Below are 14780 nucleotides of genomic sequence, written 5' to 3' on the forward strand. Positions count from 1 at the left end.
CCGAGGAGAAGAGCTGTGAGCACCGAGAACGAGGGCAACGCGGTACCCGAGGCCCCGTCCGCACCTCCTGTGCCGGTGGACGCTCCCGCTGTTTCCGCCGCCTCCGCTGCTTCCGCCGACTCCGCCGCTTCGCGTCCCGCCGCCGATCCCGCGTATGGCGCCGCGGGGGCGCCGCATTCCGGGGCTGGTACCGGGGTGGCCGGGGCCGGTATCGGCGGGGCGGCCGGCGCTCCTGGTGCCGGTGGCGGTGCTGCTGGTGCCGGCGCTCCTGGTGCCGGTGGCGGTGCTTTTGGCACCGGTGGTGCTTCTGGCGCCGGTGGCGCGGGGGCCGGGGCGTGGCCGCCTCCGCCGCCGCCCACGGTGCCGTCGTACGCCTCCGGTGGCGACTCCGGGTCCGGCTGGGGCTCCTCGTACCACCCGCAGGAGCCGAAGCCCGGCCGTCGGCGCGGCGGTCTGGTCGCCGGGGTGCTGGCGGCCGCCCTGGTGGCGGGCGGCGTCGGTGGCGGCATCGGCTACTGGGCGGCCGAGCGGAACGACAACGACACCGGTTCGACCACGGTCGCCGCCGCGGACACGCCGGCCGACCTGAAGCGCGAGCCGGGCTCGGTGGCCAAGATCGCGAACGACGCGCTGCCGAGCGTCGTCACCATCGAGGCGCAGAGCGGCAGCGGCGAGGGCGGCACGGGCACCGGCTTCGTCTACGACAAGCAGGGGCACATCCTCACCAACAACCACGTGGTGGCGTCGGCCGCCGAGGGCGGCAAGCTCCAGGCGACGTTCTCCAACGGCAAGAAGTACGCGGCCGAGGTCATCGGCCGGGCCGAGGGCTACGACGTCGCGGTCATCAAGCTCAAGAACACGCCGGGCGACCTGAAGCCGCTCCCCCTCGGCAACTCCGACCGGGTGGCGGTCGGCGACTCGACGATCGCGATCGGCGCGCCCTTCGGCCTCTCGAACACGGTCACCACGGGCATCATCAGCGCCAAGAACCGCCCCGTGACCTCCAGCGACGGCGGGCAGAGCGGCAAGAGCTCGTACATGAGCGCCCTGCAGACCGACGCGTCCATCAACCCCGGCAACTCCGGCGGCCCCCTCCTGGACGGGCGCGGCGCGGTCATCGGCATCAACTCCGCGATCAAGCCGGCCGACAGCGGCGGTCTCGGCGGCTCGGGCCAGTCGGGCTCCATCGGCCTCGGCTTCGCGATCCCGGTGAACCAGGCGAAGAACGTGGCCCAGCAGCTGATCAAGACCGGCCAGCCGGTCTACCCCGTCATCGGGGCGTCGGTCTCTCTCCAGCAGGAATCCGGGGACGGCGCGACGATCTCCCGGGAGGGCGCGGGCAACGCCGAGCCGATCACGCCGAACGGCCCCGCGGACAAGGCGGGCCTCAAGCCCGGGGACGTCATCACCAAGCTGGACGACACGGTGATCGACAGCGGCCCGACCCTGATCGGCCAGATCTGGACCCACAAGCCGGGCGACAAGGTCGAGCTCACCTACGAGCGCGACGGCAAGGAGCACACGGTCGACGTGACCCTGGGCCAGCGCAAGGGCGACAGCTGAGCCGCCGCTCCCCCGCCGAACCGACCCGCTAGTCTTGTCCCCGCGCCGTCCCGCGTTCCAGGCCCCTGGCCCTGGCGGGAGGCGCGGGGTGGGTTGCCCGAGCGGCCTAAGGGAACGGTCTTGAAAACCGTCGTGGCAGCGATGTCACCGTGGGTTCAAATCCCACACCCACCGCAGAGATTGACGGCCCCTGACCAGGCTTTACGGTCGGGGGCCGTTGCCATGCGCGCTGCCTGTCGAACACCGCCGATTCCCGTGATTTCCCGGCCGATCGGGCACGGAAGGGGCACGGCTGGGGCACGCTCTGAGGGCCCTGCCGCCTGGTCACTTACGCCCGGCTGATCGGAATCTCGTACACGATCTCGCAGAGCGCGGCGGGCACCACGATGTCCGCCGTCTCGACCGGCCGCCCCTGGTCGCTGTAGTACGTCCGCCGGATGTGCGTGACGAGCGCGGCCTTCTGGATGCCGAGTAGCGACGCCTCCTCGGCGGTCGCCTGCCTGGGCTCGGGCTGTTCCACGGCGTGGCTGACGGTGATGCCGATGGCGGCCATCCGGTTCACGACGCCTGCCCCGGCGTGCGGCCCTCCCTCGGGGAGGACGACGAGAGTGCCGGCGGTGAGGTCGTACGGCTCCCAACTGGTCGACAGCTGCACGGGCCTGCCGTCGGCCAGGAACTCGTACGCGGTCCGGACACACAGTTCACCTTCGCCGATACCGAGTCGGGCGGCGATTTCCGCCGGGGCCGGCACCTTGGCGTCGGTCTTGCTCTCCCAGTCACCTTGCCTGCCGACGGCCTTCATGTCCGCCCGGAACGGCGACCCTTCGGGCTGCTCGCGCGCGGACGACCGCACCACGCGTACGCGTTGCCGGGGCTCGGCGACGTAGGTACCCGAACCGGCTCGGCCTTCCAGCACGCCTTGGGAGATCAGCAGCTCCTGAGCCCTGCGGACGACGTTCTCGCCCACGCCGCATTCCTGGCCGATCTGGGCGCGAGAGGGGAGGCGATCCCCCGGCTCCCACACGTGCTCCGCGATCCGCCGTCGTAGCTCGTCGGCGATACGGAGATAGGGCGACTGCTCAGGCATATGGAAAATCTAGTCCACTAGGTCTAATCTAGTTAACTAGCTTCACTGAACGTGATCGCCGAGTGACGGAGGCTGCCCTGTGCCCGCTTCGCGAGTGAGCGCGGAAGCCATCGCCGCTCGGTTATCGGCGGTCGGGCTCACCACACGCGTGGAGGAGCGCGACCGGTGCACGTCGATCGAGGCGGAGGTGCCGGAAGCGCTCTCCGCCGAGTCATGGCGGGAGGTCTTGGAAGTCCTGGCGGAGGCCGATCGATTCGGGCTTCACGCCACCAGCGAGAACGGCCGCACCCTTTGGGCGGTCGTACGCAAAGCGGCCCCCACGACGGGCGATGTCGGGGGACCGAGCCATCAGCGATAGGAGCTGAGCAGCGTGCTCAACCGTATCCGCCGTGCCGTCTCGCTCGCCAGAGCGCGATACTTCTCCAGGGGCAGGCACCGCCGAGCCTTAACACCGCCCCGGGCCGCTGCGGCGACGCCTCCTGCACTCGCCGTAGAACCTCTGGCTGTCCCGGATTGGATGCCGGACACCGCTGACCGCCTTCACCTGCTCCTGGGCGAGGACAACGCGCTCGTCCGCCCCTACGTGCTGGCTTGGGAGCGGCAGCGTGCACGCCAGCGCTCGGTGGTCGTGGCGCCGCGACTGTCGGCTGAGGCGTTCTCGGCCCTGGCAGGTGTTCGCTGATGCCTCCCCGTCAACGCCTCCACGTTTTGGATACCGCGGCTGCTGACTACCGGTCGACCGCATGTCGGGTCGGCATTCACGCAACCTGTGCGGAAGCGTCGCCGTCTCCTGCGCCGGTCGAACTGCCGGTGATCTACGAGACGTGCGCCTGCCCCTGCCATCCCGCGCCGGACCACTCCACGCGACCGGCGGTGAAGCGGTGAGCAGATGGGCCCCCGGGGGTGCGCTGGCATCCAACGTCGAGATCACGGCCGCCACCGTTCTGCGCGGCGACATCATCCAAGTCGGCGGTCGGGCATGCCGGGTGAGCGACCTCTTCCAGCTTCCCCAGGGTGCAAAGCAACTCCTGTTCGAGTCGGGAGAGGTGCTGACCATAAATGGGCGAACTCGGCTCGTCGCCGTGCGGATGATGAGAAGGCGGTGACGCAGTCCATGACGTCACGCCGCCTCGTCGTCGCTGACGACCTGAGACGCCAGATCACGACCGGCCGAATCGGGCCCAATGAACGGCTCCCGTCTGAGTCCGCCCTAGCCGACCGGTACAAGGTCAGCACGGCGACACTGCGAAGTGCCCTCGCCGTGCTCCAGGGAGAGGGCCTGGTCGAGAAGATCCACGGTAAGGGCAACTTCGTCCGCCGTCCGCTGCGCAAGATCACGTACGTCGGTGGGTGGGGCACGCTGGATCCTCGAACTGCCGCAGACGTAGACCTGCGCGTGACAGTCCGCACTACAGCACTGCCCGCGCGGGGGCACCTGACCGCGCTTATGAAGGTGGACGACGGAAGCCCACTGACCGAATTCCTCCGCCTCAGCTATGAGGGAGAGTCCCCCCACAGCCTGGCCCGCGTCTACGTACCGCGAGACCTGGCACCGACCAAGGCGCTCGGCGACCGGTCCTCAAGGGCGTGGGAGGAGGCCAGCTTCTCCGTGCCGGACCCGCCGCCTGCCGAGATCCACGAGACGGTGTCCGCCCGACTCCCAACGCCGGATGAGGCCTCGTCCCTGCGGATCAACACAGCCTTGGCTGTCCTCGCGATCACTCGCGTAGCGGCAAACAACGCCGGACGAGTCATTGAGGCGGCCCTACTGGTGTTCCCTGGGGATCGTGTCGACGCCGTCTTCAGCACCCACCATGTGATCGAAGAAAGGCAGGCGCACAGTGACGCCGCAGAACGAACTGCGACTCCTCCTGTGGCCGGGCCCGGACGGCAAGCCCTGCTACCTGAGCACCGATGACAGCGGCGGCTACATGTCCCGCCTGGCGGACAACATCGAAGCGGTACAGCTCGGGACGGCAACCGACCTTCTGGACCGGGCCTCGGAAGTCCTGGACGACCAGGACGCCGACCGCGATGACCTGCGGCACACTCTGACCGAAGTGACCCGAGCCCTGCGAGACGTGATCCGCGTGGCAACCAGCCACGGTCACCTCCTGGCGGTGAGCGAACTCCAGTCCTGAAGGAGGGGCACAGTTAAGGATGCTCTTGAAGTGACACTCCTGTCAGCACTCAGAAGCCAGCCTGCTGATCACTGCATCCACTGACCAGCGGGCCTACGAAGCCCACGGCTCTGACCAGTTCAGATGCCGTGGGCCTCTGTCGTTGTCGGGTGGCGTTGGATGACTTCGGACGGCCCAAAGACGGCCCAGAACCGGCAGGCTGGTCAGGCAAGGCGACTTGCCAATGGGAAACCCACCCTAGACCGGCTTGCGCGGCGATACGCTGCTTCTTCCGACCATGGCTCAAACAGAAGGCACGGGTGACTAGTGCGTAATATCGTAGACGTCGAGAACTTCGGAGCTATCGACGCGGACGCTGATGAGTTGTTGCGTGAGTGCTTCCAGGATCACCCTGCCTATCTTGCTGCCAAGAATAATAAGAAGTTTCTGATCCTTGGCCGGAAAGGATCGGGGAAGACAGCGATTTTTAAGAGGATCCTAACTGAGCGGTCTCCGCATGAATTCTCTTACGGTCATTCGTTTGACGACTATCCGTGGCATCATCATGACCTGCAAGCGCAGACGGGGGTGCCGGAAGAGCGTAGGTACTTCCATAGCTGGAAGTACCTCACATTGCTAGGCTTGGCCAAACTTCTACTGAACGTTGATCAGAGTCAACCGTGGAGTGACGAGTCTTTCGACTCTGTGCAAGCGCTGGAAGACTTCGTTGTGGACTCCTACGGATCCCGAGACCCGGATGTGCGGCAACTTTTCAGTCCTGACAAGGAGCTGCGATTCAAGGGCGCATTCAAATTGCCCTTTATTGACATAAGTGGCGAGCGCGTGCGAGTGAAAGAGCTTCCTCCGCATATCCAGGAAGTCAATAGCGCCATTCAGGAGCATATTCTCCGAGCTCTAAACCCAGGGAACTCGTACTATATCTGTTTTGATCAACTCGACCTTGGGTTCATTAAGTCTGACCCGGCGTACTCTCAGCGACTCATCGGGCTGATCCTCGCGGCAAGGGACCTTTTCCTGGCCGCACGGGATCGCGGGAAGAAGCTGAATGTTGTCGTCTTCCTCAGGGATGACATTTATCAAGATCTCCAGTTCGAAGACAAGAACAAGATCACCGAAAACTTCTCTGAACTGGTGCAGTGGCACGAGAGTATTGGCGGCCTGACGCTTAAGGGTCTGATGGAGAGCCGGTTCAGTCGCGTTTTAGGAGAATCATCCGGGGAGTCCATTCCCTGGGATCGCGTGTTTGACGAGACGCGTGAAATGCCGAGCAGGCAGACGAAGTACAAGCACATCTGCGATCGCACTTTCCTGCGTCCGCGAGACATCATCAAGTTTTGCAACGAGGTATTGGATCAGTATAAGCAGCCCATCTTTGCTGTTGGTGGGCAGTTCGATAATCAAGTGGTGCATGAGGCTCGGTCGGGATACTCGGATTACCTTCTCAATGAGCTTGATGACGAGATAGCCAAGCATGTGCCTCAGTACAAGGAGTATCTGGAGGTGGTGAAAGAAATGGGTTCCCTTCAGTTCTCCCTCGAAGATTTCACTTTGCCTTGGGGGCGACGTGCCACTCTGTCCGACATTGATCCTATCCTTGCCTTGGGGCAGCTATTCGAGTTTTCGGTGGTGGGTTATCTGAAGCCTGGTGGGCGCGGCGGTGGGTCGGAGTATGTGTGGCGTTATCGAGACCCGCGCGCTCGCTTCAATGCGTCGTCGGAAGTTTTTAGGGTGCATCCCGGCTTCAAAGAAGCCCTTGACCTTGTCCGCCAATCCGCATAGTCGGCCGATCAACTGAGGTCGGTGGAGCGGCTTTGGGCTGGAGCTGCTTTGGGGCGAGTGATCATGGCCCGTTAAGCTGATGGCGAGTCGGGCAGTCTGTAGACCTGCCCGTTAAAGCACGATGATGGTCCATGATCTTAGAGGCTCGTCCCAAAGTGGCTGCCTAAAGCCGTGGAGCCGACCGCCCCAGCCACAGAGGGTGTCTCCACTTCATGCCCGCAGCCGCCGAGCGCGCCGCCGGGCGCGGCAAGCCGGGGCGAAGACAGGAGGCAGGCCGCGCCGCAAAGGCGGCGCGCGCCCGCGTCGTGCGCGGGCCTTGATGAAGTAGGGAAAGTCTTATCCGGCCGTCCGCTGAACCCACATCGGCGGCCCCTGACCATGCGTGACAGTCGGGGGCCGGCGGCTTGTGGCCTGCCCGGCTGCTGTACCTTCCCGCTGTACACGGGTCGGCTCACGAGTTTGTTGGGGAACCATGGCGGCGCTCGGCTTCGTTTTCATCCTTCTGCCGTGCCTCGCCGTCATCAGCTTCACCTGCTTCGCCGCGTGTCGTGCCCAGCGGCACAAGATGTTCAAGCCTCTGGCTTATGTCTCTCTGGCCGTCGGCCTGGTCGCAGCACTCACGCCCGTCGTGGTCGTGGCCTGGGTTTTCACCGTCGGGGTGTAGGGATGGGTGGGCGTTCCTTTCGTGTGCGCATGGATGTGTGCGTTACGCGTGGCCTGTGAGGCGAGCTGCTGAGGTGATGGTGGCGTGGGCCTCGCGGGGGGTGAGGCCGATGCGTAGGGCGGCGGCCGTGAGGTGGGGGGTCAGGGTGTCGCCCAGGCCGTTTTCGTAGGCGCGGCAGGCGGCCCAGAAGAGGCGCGTGTTGCGTTGGCCCTCGTGTGCCGCGAGGACGAACTGGACCAGGCCGTGGCCCTGTTGGGCCGCCGTTCCGGTGTGCGGGGGCGGCGTCGCATGCGGGGCGCGGGGTGGTGGCGTGAGCAGGCGCAGCAGTGCGGGCGGGCAGGGCGCGGGCGGCAGGTGGGCGGTGCCCGGGACCGTGCTGTAGACGCCGTGCTCGGTGCGGGAGCCGGGGCCGACGAGGTAGCCGCCCGCGCCGCGGATGTCGATGCCGGGGGCGAGCCGGCCGGCCGAGTTGGGGACCACGGTGTCCGGCGGGCCCGCCAGCCAGATGTGGCGGCCGCCGCTCGGCGTGGTCACGACGACGGTCTCGGGGATCGTGAAGAGGTGCCGCAGCGCCAGTTCCCGCAGCGCCGCCGAGGCGTCCACGTCCGACTTGGTGTCCAGGTCCACGCCGATCAAGTGGTGCGGCGGCAGTCCGCAGGCGATGCCGTAGCCGGTGGCCCAGGGAGCGGCGGCGAAGAGTTCCCGGATGCGTCGCGGGTCGGTCGACGCGTCGTACACGCCGTGCCCGAGGCGGCCGCACTCGCCGTGGCAAGGCGGTGCGGGGCGAGGAGCCCCGGCTCCGGGGGCGGGCGCGTCGTGCGCGCGGGCGTGCGGGGCGCCGGCGTGATGGGGGGAGCGCAGGGCCGGGAGCTTGGTGCGGGAGAGCGGGATCACCGCGAGCCCGCGTTCGGCGGCGGACAGGGCGTGGGCCAGCGCGAGCGTGGTGGCATGGCGGTCGGTGATGGCCATGACCATATTTTCGTACACGCGTTCGAGGAAGGGAAGAGGGGGCGACGTCGAGGAGGTCCGGGAGGGAGCGTCTTGGCGGTGAAAGCGCCCCCTCCGTGCGGGGCCGGGCTGGTGGTGGCGAAACGCTTCACCCTCTGGGGGCCTGGGGCGGGTCCCGGTGGCGGTGGAGCGTGGGTGGCCCTCAGGGGGCTCACTCGGTAGTTCGAGACGCAAAGCGCGTTTATCGACTTTTCCTCATGCTTGCGGGGGAATCGCTGCTTCCGGGGTGGAACGCCGGAGTTCGGTGGGCAACTCTGATCCCGCGACGTCGTGCAGCACTCCGGGGCGGTCGGCCAACTACCTCGGTGACAAGCCCAATTTCCCGGTACTCCCGGCGCGTGCGCCGGCGTGTACCTCCCCTTTCTGGAGGACTGGACATGGCCAGCATTCGTACCGCTCGCGTCATCGCCGCCGTCGCCGCCCTGCCTCTGGCGGCCGCGCTCTTCTCGGGCGTCGCGACCGCTGACAACGGCGCCTTCTCGAACGATGGGTCGAACGCGGGAGTGGCGGCCATCAACGGCAGCGGCGTCGGCGGGAGCAATCACGGCAACTCCGCCACCACGCAGCAGCAGGCCATCGGCGACGGTGCCTCGAACAAGAACAACACCGCCCAGGTGAACGGCTCGGCGTTCACGGCGATCGACCAGTCGAACCACGACGTCGCCGTGAACTTCACCGAACTCTGGTGAGCCGCGCGCCCCTGTAGTCGCTCGGGACGGCTTCAAGGGTGAGTGCGGTGATGTGAGACGGGGGGAGTGTTGTAAGGGGGGATTCTGTGCGGCGGCGCTTCGGTGTCGCCGCACAGGTGTGTTCGGGGGCTTGTGTTCGGGGCTGGTGCGGGTGCGGTTCGGGGCTTGTGCGGGTGCGGTTCGGATACCGGTTCGTGCGCCGGTCCGTTCACCGGTTCGTGACTCCTCTTGACATGCGTGCGTTAGCTGACGGACAGTCAGAAAGCTTTGTGGGGCGGGTGACGTGCAGCGGAGGTCGTCGCGACGATGCGGCTCGGCAGGCGAAGGGGGCACCGATGAGCGGCCTGGACGAGGAGTGCGTCGCGTACGAGAAAGGCATCCCGTACGAGGAGTTGCGGGCCTTCGAGGGCCGGCGCGCGGTGACGCGGGGGCTCGGCAAGGATCCGGTCAACTCCGCCATGATCAGGCACTGGTGCGAGGCGATGGGTGACGCCAACCCCGCGTACGCGGGCGCGGAACAGGTGGCGCCCCCCACGATGCTCCAGGTCTGGACGATGGGCGGCCTCTCCGGGCATGACGGCCGTTCCGCCGCGTACGACGAGCTGTGGGCGCTGCTCGACGGCGCGGGCTACACCTCGGTGGTCGCCACCGACTGCGAGCAGGAGTACGTGCGGGCGCTGCGGCCCGGCGACGAGGTCACCTTCGACGCGGTGATCGAGTCGGTGTCGGCGCGCAAGACGACCAAGCTCGGCACGGGCCACTTCGTCACCACGAGGATGGACGTCGGCGTCGGCGCCCGGCTGGTCGGGACGCACCGTTTCCGGATACTCAAGTACGCGCCGGCGCGGCGAAAGCCCCCGGGGCGGCGGCCGCGTCCGGTGATCAACCGGGACAACGCCGGGTTCTGGGAGGGCGTCGCCGCGCACCGCCTGCTGATCCAGCGCTGCGGCGGCTGCGGGGAGCTGCGTTTTCCCTGGCTGCCCGGCTGCAACTCCTGCGGTTCGCCCGCGTGGGACACGGTCGAGGCGAGCGGGGAGGGCACCGTCTATTCGTACGTCGTGATGCACCACCCGCCCTTCCCCGCCTTCGATCCCCCTTACGCGGTGGCGCTCGTCGAACTGGCGGAGGGCGTGCGGATCGTCAGCAATGTGATCGGGGTGCCGTACGACGAGGTGCGGATCGGGATGCCGGTGCGGCTGGCGTTCCAGCGGGTGGACGAGGAGTTGGAGCTGCCGATGTTCCGGGCGTCGGCGCCCTGGGAGGGGGCGGGGTCCGACCCGGAGGCCACGCCCTCGCAGAAGCCGCCCTCGCAGGAGCCGCCCTCGCAAGAGCCGCCGTACGCCCAGGAGCCCTCACCGAAACCCCCGCAGCAGCAGGACCCTGCGCAGGATCAGCCCACCGGAGTCGGGATGAAGGCGGGTGATGCGTTGCCGCCGCTGGAAATCCCGGTCACCCGCACCCTGATCGTCGCTGGGGCCATCGCCTCCCGCGACTACCAGGACGTGCACCACGACGCGGAGCTGGCCGGGGCCAAGGGGTCCCCCGACATCTTCATGAACATCCTGACGACCAACGGCCTGGTCGGCCGGTACATCACGGACCACTTCGGCCCGACGGCCACGCTGCGCAAGGTGGCGATACGCCTCGGCGCGCCCAACTATCCCGGGGACACGATGGTGCTGACCGGCACGATCGGGGACGTCGGCGTCTCACCGGAAGGCCGGGCGGCCACCGTCGAGGTCGTCGGGGCCAACGGCATCGGCAAGCACGTCACCGGCACCGTGACCGTCACCCTCCCCTCGCAAGAGGCCACACGCCCCACGGGCGACCCCACATGCCCCCTCCCGGAAGAGGCCACAGGCCCCCAGGAAGGCACCGCATGAGCGTCCGAGCGCGGGACGGCCTCGGCGGCCGGGCCGCGATCGTCGGCATCGGGGCGACGGAGTTCTCCAAGGACTCCGGCCGCAGCGAACTGAAGCTGGCCGTGGAGGCGGTGCGCGCGGCGCTAGACGACGCCGGTCTCGCGCCCGCCGACGTCGACGGCATGGTCACCTTCACCATGGACACCAGCCCGGAGATCACGGTCGTCCAGGCGGCCGGCATCGGGGAGCTGTCCTTCTTCTCCCGTGTCCACTACGGCGGCGGCGCGGCCTGCGCCACCATCCTGCAGGCGGCGCTCGCGGTGGCGACCGGCGTGGCGGAGGTCGTCGTCTGCTACCGCGCGTTCAACGAGCGCTCAGGACGCAGATTCGGCTCCGGCGTGCAACGGCGCGAGCCGTCGGCCGAGGGCGCGGCGCTCGGCTGGTCCCTGCCGTTCGGCCTGCTGACCCCCGCCTCCTGGGTGGCGATGGCCGCCCGGCGCTACCTCCACACGTACGGGCTGACGCCGGATGCCTTCGGGCCGGTCGCCGTGACGGACCGGAAGTACGCGGCCACCAACCCCGCCGCCTACTTCCACGGGAAGCCCATCACGCTCGCGGAGCACGCCGCCTCGCGCTGGATCGTCGAACCGCTGCGGCTCCTCGACTGCTGTCAGGAGACGGACGGCGGCCAGGCGATCGTCGTCACGAGCGTGGAGCGGGCCCGCGACCTGCCGCGACCCCCCGCCGTGATCACGGCGGCGGCCCAGGGGGCGGGCCGGGCGCAGGAGCAGATGACCGGCTTCTACCGCGGCGACCTGAGCGGGCTGCCCGAGATGGGCGTGGTCGCCCGGCAGCTGTGGCGCACGTCGGGGCTGGCCCCGGCCGACATCGACGTGGGGATTGTCTACGACCACTTCACACCGTTCGTCCTGATGCAGCTGGAGGAGTTCGGTTTCTGCGCGCGGGGCGAGGCCGCGGGGTTCGTCGCCGAGGAGCGGCTGCCGCTGAACACCCATGGCGGTCAGCTCGGGGAGGCGTACCTGCACGGGATGAACGGCGTGGCGGAAGCCGTCCGGCAGATCCGGGGCACGTCCGTGAACCAGTTGCCCGGCGCCGCCCGCACCCTGGTCACCGCGGGCACGGGTGTCCCCACTTCGGGGTTGATTCTGGGGGCGGACGGCTGAACGCGGCGCGTCCGCGACGCCTGGAGGAGGGGCGGGGCCCTTCACTCGCCGTATGCGTATCCAAAAACTGATCATGGGACTTGTCCTCATGATGCTGACGGTCCTGACCCTCGACCTGACCGCGGCCCCGCCGGGCGCCGCGGCCGCCTCCGACGCGGAGGCCGTGACCCCGCCCGCCGCCTCCTCGGACACGGTCGCGTCCTCGGACACGGTCGCGTCCTCGGACACGGCCGCTGCCGCCGTCGGGCCGTCCGTCGCCGCCGGGCCGTCGTTCCGGGGGAAGGCCTTCGACACCTGCGTCGCGCCCTCGCTCGACACGATGCGGCGCTGGCAGCGTTCCCAGTACGGCGCCGTGGGCGTCTATTACGGGGGGCGCGGCCGGGCCTGCAAGAGTCAGCCGCATCTCGACCGCGGCTGGACGCGGGCGGTGGACCGGATGGGGTGGGCGGTGCTGCCGGTGTACGTGGGCTCGCAGTCGCCCTGCGTCAACGCGCGGAACAAGAAGGGCTACACCATCGGACGCCACCCCTGGAGCCAGGGGCAGCGGGAGGGGCGCGACGCGGCCCGCCGGGCCCAGGCCGTCGGCTTCAGAGCGGGCAGCCCGCTCTACCTGGACATGGAGGCGTACGCCTACCGCAAGCCGGCGTGCGCCCGCACCACGCTCTCCTTCGTGCGGTCCTGGAACCGCGAGGTGCGCGGACACGGCTACGTCCCCGGTTTCTACAGCAGCGCCGACTCCGGAGTGCGGCACATGGAGAAGGCGCGGCGGTCCGGAGTACGGGATCTGCCGACGGTGATGTGGTTCGCGCGCTGGCGCACCCGCCCGCACCTGTACCGCGAGCCTTCGCTGAGCGCCGACGCGTGGCGTCCGGCGCGGCGCATCCACCAGTACGCGGGGAACGTGCGGGAGAGGCACGCCGGTCGCACGCTGGTGATCGACCGCAACCTGGTGCACGCCCCCGTGGCCCGCATCGGCTGACCGGCCCCTCAGGGGCGGCCCCTCAGGGGCGGCCCCTCAGAAACGGACCCTCAGGGGCGAACCCTCGGGGGCGAACCCTCAGAGGCGGACCCCACCTCCTCCACCTGTAGGAGGTGGGGCAGGCCCCCCTAGTACAACCTGAGGCGGACACGGCTTCGGGACTTGGGGCCGATCCCAGGAGTAGGGGGCGCTTCTAGCGTGGAGGCATGACCGCATCCAGGGTGTCCGTGTGCACCAGCGCATCGAAGGCCGCGACGAGGGGCACGGGCCCGACGAGGGGCGCGGGCCCCTTCGCGTACCCGTCGTTCGCGTCGTACGTTCGGGCACGCCAGCCCGTACTGCTGCGCACCGCCCGTTCGCTGACCGCCAATCCGAGCGATGCCGAGGACCTGCTGCAGACCGCGCTGACCAAGACGTATGTCGCGTGGGAGCGCATCGAGGACCATCGCGCGCTCGACGGTTACGTGCGCCGCGCGCTGCTGAACACCCGCACCTCGCAGTGGCGCAAGCGCAAGGTCGACGAGTTCGCGTGCGACGAGCTGCCGGAGCCGGCCCTGGCGCCCGTCGGGGACCCGGCCGAGCAGCAGGTGCTGCGGGACGCGATGTGGCGTGCGATCACGAAGCTGCCGGAGCGGCAGCGGGCGATGGTCGTCCTCAGGTACTACGAGGATCTCAGCGAGGCCCAGACCGCGGAGGTGCTCGGCGTCTCGATCGGCACGGTGAAGAGCGCGGTGTCGCGCGCCCTCGGCAAACTCCGCGAGGACCCGGAGCTGACCCCGATCCGCTGACCCCTACCCACTGACCCCGACCCGCTGACCCTGATCCGCTGGGCGCGCCGCCTCCGGGCCGCTGGGCGCGCCGCCCGCACTCCGCTGAGCAGGGACAAGGCGAGCCGCGCCGGGCGGGCGCCGAGGTGCCCGACCGCACGGCCGCCGATGATCGATCATCCTCTGAGCTAGTGACATACCGAGCGGTATGCGCGCAGAATCAGCGCAGCCCTTACCGCCGCGTAGGCCATGCCGCCCAGGAGGACGCCGTGCTGAGCACGATGCAGGACGTACCGCTGACCGTCACCCGCATCCTTCGGCACGGCTCGACCGTGCACGGGACGTCGCAGGTCATCACCTGGACCGGTGAGGGCGCCCCGCAGCGCCGCACCTACCGCGAGATCGGTGAGCGCGCGGCCCAGCTCGCCCACGCCCTGCGCGAGGACCTCGGGGTCGCCCAGGGGAGTCCTGTCGGGACACTCATGTGGAACAACGCCGAGCACGTCGAGGCCTATTACGCCGTGCCCTGTATGGGCGCCGTCCTGCACACCCTGAATCTGCGGCTGCCCGCCGAGCAGCTGACGTGGATCGTCGCGCACGCCGCCGACCGCGTGATCATCGTGAACGGCTCCCTTCTCGGCCTGCTCGCGCCGCTGCTGTCCCGGATGCCGAGCGTCGAGCACGTCGTGGTCTCCGGGCCCGGCGACCGCTCCCTGCTGGCGGGCGCGCGGGCCCAGGTGCACGAGTACGAGGAGCTGCTCGCCGGAAAGCCCACCGGCTACGACTGGCCCGAGCTGGACGAGCGCGCCGCCGCCGCCATGTGCTACACCTCCGGCACCACCGGTGACCCCAAGGGCGTCGTCTACTCCCACCGCTCCATCTACCTCCACTCCATGCAGGTCAACATGGCCCAGTCGATGGGGCTGACCGACGCGGACACCTCCCTGGTGGTGGTCCCGCAATTCCACGACTGTGAGCCTAAAGGGGCATCCCCACCCGGAAGGCGGCGACGACCTCGCCGAGCAGGACGCGGCCCCGGTACCTGACTAGGTACCGG

General features: G+C 68.7%; 13 protein-coding genes, 1 tRNA gene and 2 pseudogenes. 14 read left to right on the forward strand and 2 right to left on the reverse strand.

The window, feature by feature from the left end; all coding sequences use genetic code 11:
* Positions 1-15 precede the first annotated feature (15 nt).
* Both ABZ385_RS05115 and ABZ385_RS05120 read left to right on the forward strand, forming a co-directional pair.
* Complete coding sequence (locus ABZ385_RS05115; protein ID WP_358909735.1) at positions 16-1563, forward strand: trypsin-like peptidase domain-containing protein; 1548 nt, start codon at positions 16-18, stop codon at positions 1561-1563.
* Between the two features lie 87 nt (positions 1564-1650).
* Positions 1651-1737: transfer RNA gene (locus ABZ385_RS05120), tRNA-Ser, on the forward strand.
* Between the two features lie 154 nt (positions 1738-1891).
* Here ABZ385_RS05120 and ABZ385_RS05125 read toward each other — a convergent pair.
* Positions 1892-2650, reverse strand: a complete 759-nt coding sequence (locus tag ABZ385_RS05125; RefSeq protein WP_358909737.1) for a GntR family transcriptional regulator — start codon at positions 2648-2650, stop codon at positions 1892-1894.
* A gap of 79 nt (positions 2651-2729) precedes the next feature.
* Between ABZ385_RS05125 and ABZ385_RS05130 the strand changes: the two genes are divergently transcribed.
* From ABZ385_RS05130 to ABZ385_RS05155, 6 genes are all read left to right on the forward strand, one after another.
* Positions 2730-3008, forward strand: a complete 279-nt coding sequence (locus tag ABZ385_RS05130) for a hypothetical protein (protein WP_358909739.1) — start codon at positions 2730-2732, stop codon at positions 3006-3008.
* A gap of 523 nt (positions 3009-3531) precedes the next feature.
* Positions 3532-3756: a hypothetical protein gene (locus tag ABZ385_RS05135; protein ID WP_309030804.1), complete on the forward strand. Its 225-nt coding sequence runs from the start codon at positions 3532-3534 to the stop codon at positions 3754-3756.
* Between the two features lie 8 nt (positions 3757-3764).
* Positions 3765-4568, forward strand: coding sequence for a GntR family transcriptional regulator (locus tag ABZ385_RS05140; protein ID WP_358909772.1), 804 nt, complete (start codon positions 3765-3767; stop codon positions 4566-4568).
* Entirely contained in the window at positions 4492-4791 is a 300-nt protein-coding gene (locus ABZ385_RS05145; protein ID WP_358909741.1) for a hypothetical protein, read from the forward strand. Before ABZ385_RS05140 ends, ABZ385_RS05145 begins: the two co-directional genes overlap by 77 nt.
* A gap of 306 nt (positions 4792-5097) precedes the next feature.
* Entirely contained in the window at positions 5098-6570 is a 1473-nt protein-coding gene (locus ABZ385_RS05150) for a hypothetical protein (protein ID WP_358909743.1), read from the forward strand.
* Positions 6571-7042: 472 nt separating this feature from the next.
* Complete coding sequence (locus tag ABZ385_RS05155; RefSeq protein WP_358909745.1) at positions 7043-7234, forward strand: hypothetical protein; 192 nt, start codon at positions 7043-7045, stop codon at positions 7232-7234.
* 42 nt (positions 7235-7276) lie between these two features.
* Here ABZ385_RS05155 and ABZ385_RS05160 read toward each other — a convergent pair whose 3' ends face one another.
* The gene (locus ABZ385_RS05160; protein ID WP_358909747.1) at positions 7277-8203 is read right to left on the reverse strand and encodes a bifunctional DNA primase/polymerase; all 927 of its coding nucleotides are present in this window, start codon (positions 8201-8203) and stop codon (positions 7277-7279) included.
* 416 nt (positions 8204-8619) lie between these two features.
* On the opposite strand from ABZ385_RS05160, the gene ABZ385_RS05165 reads away from it, so the two are divergent.
* From ABZ385_RS05165 to ABZ385_RS05190, 6 genes and pseudogenes are all read left to right on the forward strand, one after another.
* Positions 8620-8931, forward strand: a complete 312-nt coding sequence (locus ABZ385_RS05165; protein ID WP_358909749.1) for a hypothetical protein — start codon at positions 8620-8622, stop codon at positions 8929-8931.
* Positions 8932-9266: 335 nt separating this feature from the next.
* Positions 9267-10178: pseudogene (locus ABZ385_RS05170) on the forward strand (bifunctional MaoC family dehydratase N-terminal/OB-fold nucleic acid binding domain-containing protein); the annotation flags it as partial.
* A gap of 632 nt (positions 10179-10810) precedes the next feature.
* Positions 10811-11977 (forward strand): lipid-transfer protein, encoded by a 1167-nt coding sequence (locus ABZ385_RS05175; RefSeq protein WP_358909751.1) that lies wholly within the window; start codon positions 10811-10813, stop codon positions 11975-11977.
* 52 nt (positions 11978-12029) lie between these two features.
* Positions 12030-12956, forward strand: coding sequence for a DUF1906 domain-containing protein (locus tag ABZ385_RS05180; protein WP_358909752.1), 927 nt, complete (start codon positions 12030-12032; stop codon positions 12954-12956).
* Between the two features lie 206 nt (positions 12957-13162).
* Positions 13163-13744 (forward strand): SigE family RNA polymerase sigma factor, encoded by a 582-nt coding sequence (locus ABZ385_RS05185; RefSeq protein WP_358589697.1) that lies wholly within the window; start codon positions 13163-13165, stop codon positions 13742-13744.
* A gap of 248 nt (positions 13745-13992) precedes the next feature.
* A pseudogene (locus tag ABZ385_RS05190) lies at positions 13993-14691 on the forward strand (AMP-binding protein); the annotation flags it as partial.
* Between the last annotated feature and the right edge of the window lie 89 nt (positions 14692-14780).

This window comes from Streptomyces sp. NPDC005898, assembly GCF_040629635.1.
Classification (GTDB): Bacteria; Actinomycetota; Actinomycetes; order Streptomycetales; family Streptomycetaceae; genus Streptomyces.